This is a genomic window from Vibrio antiquarius, assembly GCF_000024825.1.
In the GTDB taxonomy this organism is placed as follows: Bacteria; Pseudomonadota; Gammaproteobacteria; order Enterobacterales; family Vibrionaceae; genus Vibrio; species Vibrio diabolicus.
This window is the reverse complement of sequence record NC_013456.1, coordinates 2,117,543-2,134,109: the sequence shown is the minus strand read 5'-3', so window position 1 is coordinate 2,134,109 and position 16,567 is coordinate 2,117,543. Positions and strand designations below refer to the sequence as shown.

The 16,567-nt window shown below is 44.7% G+C and carries 14 protein-coding genes; 2 read left to right on the top strand and 12 right to left on the bottom strand.

Going from position 1 to position 16,567, the window contains the following annotated elements; all coding sequences use genetic code 11:
• The first annotated feature begins 77 nt into the window (after positions 1–77).
• Both VEA_RS10015 and VEA_RS10010 read left to right on the top strand, forming a co-directional pair.
• Positions 78–1,658, top strand: coding sequence for a BCCT family transporter (locus VEA_RS10015; protein ID WP_006742951.1), 1,581 nt, complete (start codon positions 78–80; stop codon positions 1,656–1,658).
• Between the two features lie 121 nt (positions 1,659–1,779).
• Positions 1,780–2,169, top strand: a complete 390-nt coding sequence (locus tag VEA_RS10010) for an ATP-binding protein (protein WP_012841851.1) — start codon at positions 1,780–1,782, stop codon at positions 2,167–2,169.
• A 19-nt stretch (positions 2,170–2,188) separates the two neighbouring features.
• Here VEA_RS10010 and VEA_RS10005 read toward each other — a convergent pair whose 3' ends face one another.
• From VEA_RS10005 to VEA_RS09950, 12 genes are all read right to left on the bottom strand, one after another.
• Positions 2,189–2,827 carry a sugar transferase gene (locus VEA_RS10005; RefSeq protein WP_012841850.1) on the bottom strand — a complete coding sequence of 213 codons (639 nt, stop codon included), beginning with the start codon at positions 2,825–2,827 and terminating at the stop codon, positions 2,189–2,191.
• Positions 2,828–2,837: 10 nt separating this feature from the next.
• Positions 2,838–4,025: a glycosyltransferase family 2 protein gene (locus VEA_RS10000; protein WP_006742949.1), complete on the bottom strand. Its 1,188-nt coding sequence runs from the start codon at positions 4,023–4,025 to the stop codon at positions 2,838–2,840.
• Positions 4,018–5,136, bottom strand: a complete 1,119-nt coding sequence (locus VEA_RS09995) for a glycosyltransferase (protein ID WP_006742948.1) — start codon at positions 5,134–5,136, stop codon at positions 4,018–4,020. Before VEA_RS09995 ends, VEA_RS10000 begins: the two co-directional genes overlap by 8 nt.
• Before the next feature lie 220 nt (positions 5,137–5,356).
• Positions 5,357–6,790: a GumC family protein gene (locus tag VEA_RS09990; RefSeq protein ID WP_006742947.1), complete on the bottom strand. Its 1,434-nt coding sequence runs from the start codon at positions 6,788–6,790 to the stop codon at positions 5,357–5,359.
• Positions 6,787–7,911, bottom strand: a complete 1,125-nt coding sequence (locus VEA_RS09985) for a glycosyltransferase (RefSeq protein WP_006742946.1) — start codon at positions 7,909–7,911, stop codon at positions 6,787–6,789. Before VEA_RS09985 ends, VEA_RS09990 begins: the two co-directional genes overlap by 4 nt.
• A gap of 115 nt (positions 7,912–8,026) precedes the next feature.
• Complete coding sequence (locus VEA_RS09980) at positions 8,027–9,391, bottom strand: O-antigen ligase family protein (RefSeq protein ID WP_006742945.1); 1,365 nt, start codon at positions 9,389–9,391, stop codon at positions 8,027–8,029.
• Positions 9,388–10,818, bottom strand: a complete 1,431-nt coding sequence (locus VEA_RS09975; protein WP_006742944.1) for a lipopolysaccharide biosynthesis protein — start codon at positions 10,816–10,818, stop codon at positions 9,388–9,390. The genes VEA_RS09980 and VEA_RS09975 overlap by 4 nt, the downstream gene beginning before the upstream one ends.
• Complete coding sequence (locus VEA_RS09970; RefSeq protein WP_006742943.1) at positions 10,811–11,983, bottom strand: glycosyltransferase family 4 protein; 1,173 nt, start codon at positions 11,981–11,983, stop codon at positions 10,811–10,813. The genes VEA_RS09975 and VEA_RS09970 overlap by 8 nt, the downstream gene beginning before the upstream one ends.
• A gap of 11 nt (positions 11,984–11,994) precedes the next feature.
• Positions 11,995–13,179 carry a glycosyltransferase gene (locus tag VEA_RS09965; RefSeq protein ID WP_006742942.1) on the bottom strand — a complete coding sequence of 395 codons (1,185 nt, stop codon included), beginning with the start codon at positions 13,177–13,179 and terminating at the stop codon, positions 11,995–11,997.
• 155 nt (positions 13,180–13,334) lie between these two features.
• On the bottom strand, positions 13,335–14,405 hold the full coding sequence (locus VEA_RS09960; RefSeq protein ID WP_006742941.1) for a glycosyltransferase family 4 protein: 1,071 nt from the start codon (positions 14,403–14,405) through the stop codon (positions 13,335–13,337).
• On the bottom strand, positions 14,380–15,903 hold the full coding sequence (locus tag VEA_RS09955) for a sigma-54-dependent transcriptional regulator (RefSeq protein WP_006742940.1): 1,524 nt from the start codon (positions 15,901–15,903) through the stop codon (positions 14,380–14,382). The genes VEA_RS09960 and VEA_RS09955 overlap by 26 nt, the downstream gene beginning before the upstream one ends.
• A 276-nt stretch (positions 15,904–16,179) precedes the next feature.
• A complete protein-coding gene (locus tag VEA_RS09950) occupies positions 16,180–16,560 on the bottom strand; it encodes an Hpt domain-containing protein (protein ID WP_012841848.1) in 381 nt (126 codons plus the stop codon).
• Positions 16,561–16,567: the final 7 nt, after the last annotated feature.

The window sequence follows — 16,567 nt, the reverse complement described above, 5'->3', positions numbered from 1 at the left end:
AGTTCAAATTAATGGAGGGCGGTATTGGAGTTCTTCTCACCTGAGGGGCGTTTCAAATTCACGTTAAATTTGTATTTATGGATAATGCATTTAAAAAATATAGTATCGACACAACAGACTATCAGGTTGGACAGGACAACGTTCAAAAGTGGGGATTCGACATACATAACCCCGTTTTTGGCATCAGTGCGGGTCTCGTTGTTTTTTGTCTAATTTCACTTCTTCTTGTTGAGCCAACCACTGCTCGTGATGTATTAAACGGTCTGAAAAACGGAATTATCGAACAGTTTGATGCGTTCTTTATGTGGTCGACAAACTTCTTCTTATTATTCGCTGTTGCTCTTCTTTTTTCTCCGTTGGGTAAAATCCGCTTAGGTGGCAAAGAAGCAACGCCGGATCACTCAACCGTTTCTTGGTTGTCGATGCTCTTTGCAGCTGGTATGGGTATTGGTCTTCTGTTCTGGAGTGTGGCGGAGCCGACCGCGTACTTCACTGATTGGTGGGGAATGCCACTGAACGCAGTGCCATACACAGAAGAAGCGAAATCTCTAGCGATGGGTGCCACCATGTTCCACTGGGGTGTGCATGGTTGGAGTATTTACGCACTCGTTGCACTAGCACTTGCGTTTTTTGCTTTTAACAAGGGTTTACCGCTTTCATTGCGCGCGGCGTTTTATCCAATTTTTGGTGACCGAGCATGGGGTTGGTTAGGACATGTTATCGACATTCTTGCCGTTTTATCCACGCTGTTTGGTCTTGCAACGTCGCTGGGTCTCGGTGCTCAGCAGGCGACCAGTGGTATTAACCATGTCTTTGGTCTAGAAGGCGGCATTGGTACACAAATGATTGTGATCATCTTTGTTACCTTTATCGCGGTGCTATCAGTAATTCGTGGTATTGATGGTGGTGTTAAACTACTGAGTAACGTCAATATGGTGGTTGCATTTGCCCTGCTTATTTTCATTACCTTTATCACGTTTGATACGGCGTGGGGTTCGCTACGCGACACAACAATGGCTTACATTGAAAATATTATTCCGTTGAGCAACCCCCACGGTCGTGAAGATGAAACTTGGATGCACGGCTGGACGGTATTCTACTGGGCTTGGTGGGTATCTTGGTCACCGTTTGTTGGTATGTTTATCGCGCGTGTGTCTAAAGGTCGTACGGTTCGAGAATTCCTGTTCGCAGTGATCGTTATTCCTACTGTCGTTACCTTGATTTGGATGTCTGTATTCGGTGGTATCGCGCTTGACCAAGTGGTGAATAAAGTCGGTGAGCTAGGTGCAAATGGTCTAACTGATATTTCATTGACTCTGTTCCATGTTTACGATGCGCTTCCGTATAGCTCAGTGATTTCAATGCTTTCTATCGTGCTGATTCTGGTGTTCTTTATTACATCATCAGACTCTGGCTCACTGGTTATCGATAGTATCACTGCGGGTGGTAAGATTGATGCACCAATTCCACAGCGTATTTTCTGGGCTTGTATTGAAGGTGCAATTGCAGCTGTTATGCTTTGGGTTGGTGGTAAAGAAGCCTTGCAAGCATTGCAGTCCGGTGTGGTTGCAACGGGATTACCGTTTACCTTTGTTCTGTTGTTGATGTGTGTAAGCTTGGTTAAAGGGTTAAGAACCGAACTGTCAGCTTACAAATAAACACTATCCACTATTGAATTTAAATGCCGAGCCTAATGCGCTCGGCATTTTTTATTTCTACTTTTCTTTTTCAATAATTCCGTTACAGTTTGGGCTTATTCCCACCTCATTTAACAGCATTATGTCACTGGCTAAACTCATTCTTATTCGTGGACTTCCAGGTTCAGGTAAAACAACCTTAGCAAAGCAATTGGCGATAGAGCTTGGTGCTAAGCATTTTGAAGCTGACATGTATTTTGAAAATGATGAAGGTGATTATCACTTTAACCCAACTGAGTTACCCCAAGCGCATGAATGGTGTTTTCAGCAAACTCGAAAGTGGTTGAACAAAGGGAAAGTCGTGATTGTGAGTAATACGTTTGTTCGGCACTGGGAGATGAAGCGTTACTTGGACTATTGCGTGAAGAAGCGCATTGAGGTGGAAGTTAAGGTGTGTCGCGGAACGTATCAAAGCATTCATGATGTACCACCAGCGACCATCGAAAAGATGCGACGCCAGTGGCAAGAGTGACCGTTACCAGAACCAGGGGTTACTGACCTCGTCCGTCAATCATCACAACGAATGTTTTGCTCATGATTGAAAGGTCCATTGAAATCCAAGAGTAGAACGAACCTAAGCTTAGTGCGTAACTGTGATCAAACCCAACTTTACGTCGCACATCTTCAATGCAAGCATCATAGCCTTGGTTAACTTGTGCTAGGCCTGTAATTCCTGGTAATACGCCATATGTGCGTTCTACAAAATAAGGGATTTCATCTTCCAACTTTTGGTAGAAAGCAGGGCGCTCTGGACGTGGCCCGATCATCGACATTTCACCTCTCAACACATTAAACAGCTGTGGTAACTCATCTAAACGCGTCTTACGTAAAAAACGTCCTATTGGTGTGATTCGAGGATCATTCTCGGTTGCCCAAACTGCACCGGAGCGTTGCTCCGCATCAATATACATGGTGCGAAACTTCATGATTTGAAAAAGATCCATTTTTTCTGGTGTACAGCGCCCAACACGCAGTTGACGATAGATCACTGGGCCTTTCGATGTGATTTTTATAGCTAGCGCGATAAATGGGAATAGTGGTGCAGTGACGAGCAAAATAAACATTGCAACCAGTACATCAAACGTTCTTTTCGCGTGGCATACATTTGAATCGTAGCGTGAGTTTTTCATGATGCTTTCCTTATTGGTTGACGCGTTTCCAACGCCCATTTTCCATTCCTAGCAAATACTTCATTCCGCCGATGAAATTGGCGAGATGACCAATGACGATGTAGCTAATCAGTTTAAAAGGCTTGACCGTGTTAAGTGCAGGCACCAAATAAGTGACAAGTGCGATACCATAAACACAGGCTTGAGCGAGCAGCATTATTTGAAACAGCGGGTTGTGTGCCAGTAGCAGTGAACAAACCAAGCAAACAATCATCAAATAGGGTGTTGCTAAGCGCAGAACCTTTCCCGATAGAAATGCAAAGGCAGTGCCACGATAGCGAGGTAGCAGTAATTTCTTTAATTGCATGAGCTGCTGCATGTTACCCGCTGAAATTCTTAGGCGTCGCTTGAAGTCTGCGTCGTCTGAGCTTTGTTCGAGTTCAAGAGCTAGCATGTTAGGTTCGTAGATAGCGTTATAGCCTCGCAAAACGATTCTCATAGGGAGAATAAAATCGTCATTAATGGTGCTGACTTCAAGTGGTTCAAATAGGTGGGTTCTGAATGTATAAAACGCACCGTGAGAACCAATCGTTGAACCTAGCAAGGATTCTTGGTGCTTCACTCGAGACTGGTATTGCCAGTACGCTGCTTCACCTTGGTTATCGGTACTCATTATTTGATATGTCGCGTTAACCACTCCAACCTTCTCATTTTGATAATGCTGACTAGCTAGCAACAGAGAATCGCAAGAAATCAATGCCGATGTATCACTCAGTGCGGTAATGTCCGAGCTAACATGACGCATTTCTTCGTTGAGTAGGGCAACTTTACCGCGATTGACTTGGTGGTCATTAATGATGAACAGTGTATCGGAGCAGATTGCTTCTTGAATCGTCGCTTGAGCAATCTCGGCTGTGTTATCTGTGCAGCCATCACATGCGATCACCACTTTCAATTTATCTCTTGGGTAATCTAAGCTCGCAAGGTTGCGGATCTTTTCTGCTATCCATTGTTCTTCATTGTAGGCGGGCACGATGACAGTAATAGATGGTAACTGACTGTCTGTTTGAGAGGCTTTGTAAGCTCGCTCTACAAATGGTGCTGTGGTTTTTTGCTGTTTTAAAGGAAGCCATTTAAGTAGCAATGGATAACCAACATGATGATAGACAATCAAAAATGCGGATAAACCAAAACCTGTAATCCAAAGTAAATCATTCATAGCTAGCCTCCTTGGCCAAACGTGAGTAGCGACTCACCATGTCTCTGATATCAAAATGTTTGAGAATAAAAGTTCGAGGAGAACCATGGGTTGATTTCAATTGCAGCGACAAAGCTTCCGCCAAAGAGAACACTCGGTTGGCTTCAACCAATGTGCTGTTAATCGGGCAGAGCGTCTCTTTCACGCCACCAACATCGGTTGCGACACAAGGAATGTCACATGCTTGAGCTTCTAGTGTTGAGAGGGGGAAACCCTCTTGAAGCGACGGTAAACAAAATAAATCGAGGCTTTGGTAAAAGCTGGGCATATCATCGACCAAGCCTAAAAAGGTAACGCGATCCTCAAGTTTTAACGTTCTAACTTGTGCTTCCAATTGAGCTCTCTGAGAACCATCTCCAGCAATGGCTAGGTGTGTGTTTGGCGTAAGATGAGAGAATGCTTCGATAAGCACTTTATGGCCTTTAACTGCTTCTAAACGTCCAGCCACTCCAATCACGGTTTTGTTGGCTGGAAGCCCAAACAAGTTTCTCTTGGTTGCTTGATTACCGCTTTGAAATTTCTGGCAATCGATTCCATTATGTATGGTGCAGACTTTGCGGTAATTCAGTTTTGTCTGGATTTGTTCGGCGACAAAGTTCGCATCGGCAACCACATGTGGACGAATCATTTTTAGCAGTAGGGACTGAAGTCGAGCTGACTTTCTGTTATTCAGATGCCAGGCGTCGTGCTCAGTATGGATAATTACTGGCACCTGCGCTAAGCGTGCCGCAATCCCACCATATAATAGTGGACCGATATGGTGAGTGTGGACCACATCAGGCTTAAGTCCTTTGAGCATGGAAGTCAGCGTACTGATGGTTTTTCCGCTGAATCCAGGTTTCTTATTGAGAAAGTGCAGTTGGCCTTGGTAGGCCGAGAGTTTTGACCAGCATTGCAGTGCTTGCGCTTTGCTTCCCTCTAAACTTACGACAAACACGGAATGATTCGGTTGCGCAAAACGAAGCATCTCTAATACGAGCGTTTCCAAACCGCCAGGAGCTAAGTGCTGCACGACGTGTAATATCACTTTTTTATTGCGTTGAGTGCTATTTTGTTTTTGTCTGAATTCCATTCTCAAACCCTCGTTGAGTTCTTTGTTTATTTAGGAATTGCAGACTGCGTGCCAATAAATTAAGTTTTTAAAAACATAAGGTTAATGGCAATGCATATGAAGGGCGATGTTTATTCTCAATTTGAGATTCATATTAGTGGAAACCTTACACGGAGTTAGGATAAGCACAAAAAGAAAAGCACTCGCTGAACGAGTGCTTGTAATGGAGTGTTAACGGCTGTTAGCTTCCGTATACCACTTTAGGTAGGGTGGTGATCACAGGAACGCCAAGATGCTTTTCTAATGCTCTTTTAGAGCGGATAGAGTTATCGGCTAACTCAAGTATCGTCGCTAATCCAATGCCCAAACCCGCGCCACCGATAAACCCTAAAATGACAAACACAAAACTAGGTAAGTTAGACGGAATGGTTGGTGTGAAAGGCTCATCAATGATTTTCACGCGTTTATTCTCTTCAAATACGCCAAGTGAACCAGTTAATTGAGCCATTTCATAACGCTCTACAAGGTCATCATACATTTCTCTTTTTACCGCGACATCACGAGCTAGGCGGTTGATTTCTGTTGCGGTGCTACCAAATCGATGCGCATTACTTTCTAACTCTTGAATCATTGTTCGTAAGCTATTTGTTTCTTCTGTGAGGGCTTCAAAGCGTCCGCGCATAATTTGCAGTTGGTGAAGCTGAGAGACCAGAAGAGGCTGAGCTTCTCCAAGACTGTTTACGGTGGTATTGCTTGCGATATCCCAAAGTTGGGCGCTGTTTAATTCCGGTTGTTTAGAGTTCAATAGTACTGAGCGCTCTTGCTCCAAGCGGTTTAACTCTCGTAGCTTGCCTTGAACCATGCTATGCGCCTCAGTGTACTTGGCGCGAAGCAAAGTGAGCTCACTACGAATGTCTATGATTTGTTCTTCAAGCTTACCGATAACCGGGTTGGTTTTAGAAAGTTGTTGGTCCAAACTACCTAGGCTTCGGGTAACACCAGCAAGCTCCGCTTCTTTTTCTGCCAAGGTTTGTTTAAGGCTTGCCAGACGAGTCAGGCTTTGTGCTTGCATTTCAGGCGTCGCGTGAGAGTAAGTATTCTTGTATTCCGCGAACGCTTGCTCTGCTTTATCCAACTCTTCTCTGCGTTTATTAATATGGATGGTTAAAAAGTGACTTGAATCTTTAATTGAAGATCGTTCAGGAGCCAAAAGCTGTTCGACAAAATGTTCGCTGACGGAGAGTAACATCGACTCCATGCCATTCGGTTTGCCACTTCGTAGTTGGATTTGAATGAAGTCCTTACCAAGCTGCTGAACAGACAAACGCGACGCGAGATCTTTAATGATGAACTCTTGCTCTTTGGCACTCATTTCGTCACTAATCAGCGCTTGTTCTTTGGCAACTGAGTACAAAACATGTCGGCTTTTTAGCAAGGTACTGAGTGCGCTCAATCGATCTTTCAGCATGGTTGAGACGGCAAGGTCTTGAAGGAATGGGTTCATTTTCGCTGTCTCTTGGATAAGCATACTTGTATGAGCGACATAAGTCGTCGGAACCAGTTTACTTACGATGAAACCCAGCACAGGCAATACAAGCATAGGAATAACGATCATGTAGCGACGTCTCCAAGCACCATGTAACAGTACGCTGAGGTTTTCTCTTAAATCGTTCATAGCGCCCTCACTAATTTATCAACTTGGTTGGCTCTTGCTTCCCAGCTTTGCTGTTGAACAAATGACTTTGAATCTGTCGGTGGCGGTAGGAGGTGATCGAGACTGGCACGTACGTCTTCGACATCTTGAACCACATGAAGCATATGTTTGTAGGGCATTAATGCAGGAAACGGTGTGCTGATAACAGGGGTTCCTGTTGCCAAGTACTCAAGAAGTTTAAGCGGATTACATGCCTTGATTTGAGCGTTATCAACAAAGGGCAACCAACTGGCATCCCAGTGTTGGGAGTAACGTGGCAGAGTGTGATGCGCTCTCGGGCCCAGGTAGTATATGTTGCTTCTTTGTGGAAGCGGATTATCACTGAACTCGTTGGGGCCGATGAACACGAGATCCCAGTCAGGCGCTTGGTCTGCGACTTGGGCAATTAAGTCGTAGTCTAACCATTCAGACAAACTGCCATAAAAGCCCAGCACTTTGCGACCATTATTAGGAAAATCTTCAGCCTTAGGTGCTGGCTCAGAAAACAGACTAAAGTCGACACCGTGAGGCAAAGTGACGGTTTTACCAGATGTAAATTGAGTGGCGAGTTTGTCACTTGCTGTAAAAATCACATCAGCCGCGTTAACCAGTGTACGTTCATGCTTGGCAACCGTGTCGTGGTCAACACCAGCTAAAGCGCTAAAGTCATCGCCACAATAGTAAATTAGCCCACGTGAATTCATTTCCGCACAAACATCTGCGGCCGTCGGGAGCGATGTCCAAAATATAGGCTTATCAAAACCAAGAACGTATAACTGTTTATTGAGCTGGTATTTCATCATCTTAGCCGCTACTTTTCTTGCCAGCGCAGAACTTGGAGCAGGAATAGTGAGTAGGTTAATGGTGTGAATATTTGGGTTTATTGCAGACTCTAACGTTGGCTTATGCGATCCAGCGTTATTAAATACACGAGTGAGCTTGTTTAACGCACGTTGCATGTCTTTAGTGGTCAGCCTAGGTTGACGAAGACCGATTGAGTTAACCCAAAGGATGCGGTGGCTCGTTGCTAGTCGTTTGACAATGTGTTGAGTGGAGGAGGGTAACCCGCCAAAATCTTCTCCAAATACTACGATGTCTGTCATGTGGCTCTCCTTGAGTCTTTGTTATTTGATTACTAATCAAGAGAGTAATCACAATACGTGCCAAGGATTTATTTGTTATAAAACAGGTGATTGGGCTTTCTGTTGGTATTTGAAATTAGGGTTTCTCATTTTGACAATCACTTTGAACGATTCGGCTAACGACTACCGTTAATGCCGCCAGAATGTATATTGGCCAAGTGAAACCTTGAGTGAGGAAGGTGCCTGATACGATGGTCCCGATCAGCCCACTTAAGACTGCATTTGCTCCAACAGATAGGGTGTAATCCGATGTTGGCGTCAGTAGTGAAATAGAATGCAAAGAGGTTCGAATCAATGACACAATCAATGTAATGAACACGGCGAGTCCAACAAACCCCGTTTCTGCTAATACGCCAAACCAAGTACTGTGTACGGCGTGATTGATACCATCCCAGTGAGGGCTATAGAAATAGTAATTGAAGTAGAAATTATCAAGCCCAACACCGGTTAACGGATGGTGGAGAGCCATTTTAAATGCGGCTTCCCACGCGTAAAGTCGTCCCATCGCAGAGGCATCTATACCATCCTCGGCTGCGCCACCCGATTCTCTCCCTGAGATACCAGCAAATGCGTAGAGTACGATGGCTGCTACGGCGCCTAGTACTAAGACTAACGTTTTGCTTTTGATGTGCTTAAAGGCAAAGTACGCAAATACCGATAAAGAGCCTAACAAGCCTCCGCGGCTTTGTGTCTCAATAATCGCAAAAAACAATACCAAACAGGTAACAAGTGCAAAGAGCCGGAGATGCTTAGGTGAACGTTTCTCCATTAACTGACTAACGGTAAAGGCGAGAGGAAACATTAACACCAGCGCCAAGTCGTTCGGATCGCCGAGTACTGAACCTATGGAGCGTCCAATCGATACGCGCGTCCCTTCGACTAAATCAATGCCATTCGCTGCGTTTTGTAATGCGACTAAACCAATCAACAATCCGGCGAAAATTATCGCTTTCGACATTTGTGCTAACTGAGCAGGCTTGGTAATAAGCCAGGTGATCGCCAATGTCATAATGATGATTTTCCAATAGGTATTTTTGAAAACTGTAATGGCAATGTCACGACTGGAGGCGAAGACGATGCCGATGATCACCAGCCCCCAAAATATGCACAACCATTTTAATGAAGGGTGCCAAAAAGCCGTAAGCTGGCGACTTATCAAAAGGTGGAAAGCAAGTGCGGCCAGTGCCCCCAATGATAGTAGCAATGGGATCTTAAAGTTATAGATAACGGGAAACGCTTCATGAATACGGAAGAATGAAAAAATAACGAACAGCGTGACAAGCCAAAACGTTTGGTTGAGAACGAACAGTAAAGCCAGCGGGGCGAAACATAGTGCGACGATCAAAATAGGGTGAGGCATAACAATCCAAAGCAGGCCGATACAGACGGTAATCGTCAGCGCTGCGATGGACTGTTTTCTTCTCACCTTGGTTTCAGTCATAACGAGTATCTCTTCACCTGTCCACGCCATTTCACCATGTATCGAGTGAGCGCATTTAGCGTCTCTTTACTCATATAGCGAGTGGCTATCCCTGCCAGCAAAGTGCATGTCAAAATGCAAATTGCGATGGCGATGCCTATTGATTGTGAAGAGTGAAGCAGGAACAGTGCCACACCGGAGATAATCTGCAATAAAACCATCAGACTTAGGTGAAAAGGCAACGGCATGCATTGTTGGCCTACCACATAAGTAAGGCCAAGCTTACACAGTTGAGCGTAATAAAGCGCAATGAAAACTCCATAGATACCCAGGGACGACAGGCCAAACAGCAAAGCAATTGCAACGCATGCTGAGACGACATTAATACCCAGTAACCAGCGAGTACGACGCTTGTACAAAATGGAAATATTAATGAGTTCGCTCCACTCTTTTAGCATGGCGATAGGCAGTAAGAACAAGCTGAACAGTACCGCCTCATGATAGGTTTCTGGTAACAGGTAAGTGATCATCACCATTGCTAATGTGCCGACTGCAACACTTAAACCGGTAATGTAAATCATACCTAGATGAGTGATGCGCACAGCTTCTGTACTCCTACGCGCTTCTAGGTAATTAAATCGACGTGGCATCCACCACATGCCAAATGGCTGAACTAAAATACACATGCCAACCGCAAATTTTACGGCTATCGCGTAAATCCCTAATGTCGCAAGTGAGGCGTTCGCGCCGATGAACCATCGTTCAGCGCCATTGAGACAAAACGAAACCAATCCAGCCATCATCATTGGCAGACAGTAATTTAGGTATTGTTTCGCCACTGTCAGATTTGGAAGAGTCATGCTGTAGCGGTTAATGATGTGCAGCCAGACAAACTGAGTAATAGCAGCCAACAAGCCACCCCATAAAACAGAAATAACATGTGGGTGAACAGACAGCGCCGTGATGATGAAAATGACCTGAAAAACAGTGGTAGTCACCATGACGTTGAGTAGGGTTCTTGCTTTGTCGTCCTGTGTTCTCAACCAAGCTGTGCCGATTGCGATACTGCCTTCTAGAACGATAGCAAACATAACAATAGCAAACTCGACTCGCGTAAAAGGTGCAGGAATAGGCGCGAGCATAATGATAGCGAGTAGGCATAAAGCCACGATGCCAGCGATGAACAAAGCAAGTGAGTACAGCTGGTTTAGAAGGCTTGTGCGCGTATTTTGATCCTTTTCAACCCCGACGAATCGATACAGCGCTTCATGCAAAGCGAAACTGACGAATAAGGTTGTGACAACGCCAAAGGTGGTAAGCAGTTCAAGCTTGCCCATTTGTTCTGGTGAGAGAAAGTGGGGCAATACAGGCAGCATGATTAAGCTGATGCTTTTGTTTATCACTAACGCGATAGCGAACAGCGACATGTTGGTCATTGCTTTAGACATGGTCATATCCTTTGATGTATCGCGGTGTTTTGAGTTTACAATCGCCATTCGGTGCGGATTCTGCTGCAAGGTGCTGAGCGATTGGCAGATAACAACGTTCGGCCGTATAAAGTTGAGAAACGTTGAGTGCTTCGATACCCATTGTCACTTTCATCCATGGAGACTCATTCAAAAGGCGAATTGCGTTATGTAACGACGCCACATTGTTTGGTGTGTACTTGATGCAATTGCGGCCATGCGTCAATACGCGATCCCAGTAGCTATCATCATGTGGGATGACGATGCACATGCCTGCTGCGAGAGCTTCTAAAATGGATAATCCAAAAGGTTCGTTAACACTGGTAGAAACAAACACACCACACTGAGAGCGTAGGTCATCGAGGTTATCTGGGCATTCATGCCATTCAACACCTTTTGTGGTGAAGTCTGGTGTTGAATATTCCACACCTGCCACATTTGGTTTGATGTAACACACGGTAGATTTGATCTCTTTTGTCTTATCAAGTGTTAAAGCATCAAGAAAAAGATCGATGTTCTTCCATTTTAGTAAGCTGGCCGCCCAGAAGACGCGGTTTGAAATCGGATTTGCTTGTTTTGGCCAACGGTCTCTCGATAGTCCGTTAACAAACGTAGACGCATTCAAACCACACCAATAGCGTTCAGTGGCTGGCTTCTCTGTTTTGAGGTAGACCTGTAAGGCCTCTAGCATCGATTCTCGGGTGTTTGCCAAGTAATAAATTGCGGATGCTTTTACCAAGCAGTAGCCGGAAGATCTTGAACGACCAACTGGACCATGAACCATTTGTACCACAGGCTTTTTGCTGATTAATCTTAGTAAGTACAAAGGCATATCATTACTTGGGCAAGATAGACCTAAAAAGCTATCTATCTTTGGTAGTTTCATGCACGCAAAAATCAGTTGGATAAAGTAATACGCGTTCATTAACCAGTAAGTGAGGCCATGAGTGGAGCTCAATGGTGATGGTTTGATTTTGATAATCTGCACACGAGGCGTATCGCTAAGTAGTGACTCCCAATGCTCTGGATTCGTGGTCAGAAGATAACCAATTACGTTCAGTTTATCGCACTGTTTGAGGAGCTCTGCATTCGCAATTTTAGAACCACCTTGCATTGGGATTGCGTCGAACATTAATACACGTTTCATGACTGGCCTCCTCAATTGATGCTCAACCAGCGTGAAAGAGGCTTCATGCAGTGAGTCATTGGCATTGGTGTAATACTATTGTTCTCAAGCTCACCTTCATAAATACGTTCAATGGCGCTTATGGATGCTGCAGTCGTGAGGTTTTGGCTAGCATGAAGATAGGCGTTTTCAGCTAGCTTGTTTCTTAGCGCTGCATCTTGCATGACTTGTTGGATAGCGTTTAATAAGCTTGCCATTCCGCGATTCTGGTACAGTAGTGCAGAGTGATTATGCTCGAACAACTCAGGGATGCCTCCTGTTTTAGGAGCCACGATAGGCAGTTGAGCTAAAGCCGCTTCCCCGAGCACGAGACCAAAGGCCTCTTCATAGGCGCCGCTAATAAAAGCGTCTGCATTCCCAGACATCCATGCACCAGCATTGCTTTTTTCCCCGACAAAGTGGACTCTGTCTTGGATACCGAGATCTGAAGCAAGTTGTTGCAATGTTTCTCTTTCCTCGCCATCGCCAACGATAACAAGATGAGGATTATCGTGATGGTAATTGTGCATGCGCATAGCGCGAATAAGGCGGTCGAATCCTTTTCTTTTAATCAACGAACCTACCGAGAGGAAGGTAAACGCTTGTTGAGGTATTCCGAGGTGATCCTTGATATCAATGGGCGTATCAGAGTCCAGAAGCGATACACCGTTGTGCACAACATAAAGCTGGTCTTCTGGGTAACCGTCCTGAATAATTTCACGACCGACATCTTTACTAACGCAAATCAATTTTGGGGAGAGGTGTAACCCAAGAGAGAAGCGATCTCGCAATGTATAGTGACAATGAAGTTGGGTGACAAGTGGGATGTGATTCATGCGTGCAGCCAAGCACATCCATTGACAAGGACCACCGCTATTAACGTGTACCAAGTCGATATTGTGTTTTTCGATCAGTGCTGAGCCCTGTTTGATAAGGCTATTCCATCCGCTAATATCCCAGCGAGGCGCACTCCAGCCACCAACGAGATTGAAAACAGAATGTTCCGCTTCAATTCCGAGCGATTGACACTTATCGATTAGTGGCTGGCAGTTGGACCACACGAATGGCTCAAACTTATCACGGTCAATCCCTGAGATGAGATCCAGAAGTACCACTTCACTGCCGCGAATCCAGTTATCACCATAATGAACATATAGAATGCGTTTTGGAGTAGTCATAAGTCACCTCTGTCTCATCATTAACTTGTGTTAACTGCTGAGTTGCAACAGAGATGCCAAAATATGCCATTAGTTTATGTATTTGAATGTTATTAGATATTTGTGCTTGGACTTAAGGGGAGAAGCAATATTCTCATATTGAGAACCAATATGGCTTATTGCTCCGTTTCAATTTGATATTTTCGTAGCAATACAGGAATAACGCTTTGCGCCGAGAAATTATCAATAATGGTCTGCCGAGCGTTTTGACGAATGTGAGATTGCTGCGCTTCATCAAGAGACATCCAATGTTTAAGGCATTGAGCGAGAGATGGGATCTCATTGACAATAAAGCCATTTTCGCCAGTTTGGATAATATCGGGCAAGCGACCCACGCGTAGGCTCATCACTACTATTCCTCTAGCCATTGCTTCAAGCGCCGCCATAGGCAGGCCTTCATAGCGAGAAGAAATTACCAGCACGCCAATGTTTTTCCAAACGGTCTCCATTTCAGTTTGATGACCGAAAAATGTCACATTTGAAGGGGCAATTTGGGCGAGTAATTCTCTTTCTGGTCCATCACCGTAAACACTAAAATGCAGTGTTGGGCAGAGCTTTGCTACTTCGATAAATTGGTCGGCACCTTTTTCTTTGCTCAATCGGCCGACGAAAGCGATTTCTTGATAGTTGAGATTACGATCGGGAATCGAAACAAAGTTATTCAGCAGTTCCGAAGGGAAAATGACTTTACGCTGAATGCTTGGGCTGACGGAAAAGCAGTGGTTAGAGAGGTAGCCTGAACTTCTATCAAGCCAATCATAGAGCCACAGTTTGCCCGAGGATGATTCTCCTGCATGATAAGTTGAAATCAAGCGAGGAAATGTGCGCGTGAGTAGCTTGGCACAGCGCGCTAAGATTGACGCTTTGTAACCGTGGGAGTGAATGACCGATGGTTGGTGATTGGCGACCGCGCTTGTTAGGTGTTTGATCTTTAATGCCTTATGTGGCTCACCAGACAAATGGTTCAAGTAACTCACAGGGATGGTGGATTCTTCTGCTTTCTCTACAATCTGTGCTGGTGGCGAGTACTCAGTCGTTAAGACAACACGTGCTTTGTGCCCAAATGTCATTAATCCACGAGCAAGCTCTATGACGTGACTTTCGATACCGCCAAACAGGCGGCTATCAAGAAAAATCCAAATTTCACCAACGGCAGGTTTCTCAAGATTGTTCGAGATTAATTTCATCCGCTTCCCACGCTTGTTTTTTTCGGTAAACCGTAGATGGGCTTAGCTCCAGCATTACGGCGGCATTGAGTACGTTGCCATCACAGTATGCGATTGCGTTTTGAATCGCCTCACGCTCCACTTGCCACATAGGGCGAATGGTTCCATCAGAGTTAAAGTACGGCGAGGCAGCCGCTGAGGATTGTATGTTAGGTTCCGGTGTCGGTATTGACGGTTCTCTAGCGGAGGCCGATTGTTCCTCAACATACACTGGTCGGGATGTTATTGTTGGAGGGGTTGCTGGCTCTTGAGTTACATGTGCGGGGGTGGATGTTCTCGCTGTTTTAGACTTTCTAGTCAGTTGAGCGGGTAGGTGATTCAGCGTGACTTTTTCGTCATTATTAAGCACCACAATGTTACGTATGATGTTTTGCAATTGCCTTACATTACCCGGCCATTCGTAGTGCTTGATGATATGTTGAGCTTCGCTGTCGATTGTTGAGAATTTCTTTTTGTCCTGTTTAGCATAAGTGGTCAAAAAGTGCTTGGCTAACGTGACGATGTCACTTCCTCGCTCACGTAGGGGGGGCATATCGATAGGTATTACGTGTACGCGGTAATACAAATCTTCACGAAAACGACCTTCTTCCACTTCTGTTAATGGATCTCGGTTGGTGGCACAAATGATTCGGACATCCACCTTCATCTCTCGAGTGCCACCAAGCGGTGTGTAGGTTCCTGTTTGAAGAAAACGGAGCAACTTCTTTTGCATCTCAAGTTCCATTTCACACAGTTCATCGAGAAAAAGCGTTCCACCGTGAGCCAGCGTCGCAGCACCTTTTCGGTCTGTTGTGGCTCCGGTAAATGCGCCTTTAACGTGGCCAAAAATCTCACTTTCCATTAAATCTCGGGGGATGGCCCCGCAGTTAATAGCAATAAAAGGCTTGTCTTTACGATCGCTCTGACGGTGCACGGCTTCAGCACAGACTTCTTTACCTGTGCCGCTTTCACCCACAATAAAGACACTGGCAGATGTTGGAGCAACGGCATCAATGGTTTTATATACCGCCTGCATTGGGAGACTTGAACCGATAAATCCGTGATAGTTATGGCGATCAAACTTGGACTGAATGTTTTCTACTAAATCTTCCAGTTTGGCGCGTTTGAGGTGCAATGCAACAGAAGTTTTTAGGCGATCAGCGTTAATAGGTTTTTCTAAGAAATCTTCCGCGCCTTTTTGAATTAGGTTAACGGCTAAGTCTACGCTGCCATGCGCTGTAGCAATAATAACGGAGGTAGGAATGTCATTCTGGTTGATCCAATCCAACACGTCTTCACCAGACATATCGGGCAGTTTCAAATCGAGAATGATGAGCTGAGGTTTGCTTCTTTCAATAAATTGAATTGCTTCGCGACCTGTTTCGACATGAAAAATGTCATAAGGTTCGTCTTTGACATACTGCTTATAAAGTATGGCTAATGAAGTAGAGTCTTCTACCAGTAACACCCTTGGTCTCATAGTCCTATCCCAACGTAGTTCGTTTCACTTTTATGATTTTTGTCAGCACTATTATTTGTATTTGGCGTGATGAGCGAGTTATATGACTTAGTGCTCTCTAGTACTGAATATTCTCAATTTGAGAAAAGCGTTATCTAAGTATTAGCACAAGGTGGGAAATTTGCGAAAAATCCATACTTTTTAATTGATTAAGTTAAATTGTAAATGTCTTAGATGATATCGGCATCGCACTTTAATAAGTGCGATGATTCATAAGGTAATTTATTATTGAAACGGTTACTCGAACCCTTGATCTTTTCGCTTTTCTAGCGCGTCAAACGATTCAATTGCCAGCTGGGAAAGAGACTCACAGAGAGCCAATGCTTCTAGTGTTTTCCCTTCCACACAATATTTCTCAATCATTCTTGCTTGTCTGGAAAGCGTTCGGTTACCTAAAGCAAGGGCAGAGCTGCCGAGTGTATGAACTTCGAACTCTAATGTTTGGAGGTCTTTCGCGCTTAATGCTTGCTCTATTTTCTCCATGCGCTCTCGTGACTCTTCAATATAGTGTTCAATCAGCGTTGGGATGATTTCGGCGCACGTATCTTTGATCATTTGCTGGAGAATGTGTTCATCCACCAATTCTTGTTCGATAGTCGGTGTGTTATTTGCAGTCATATTGGCG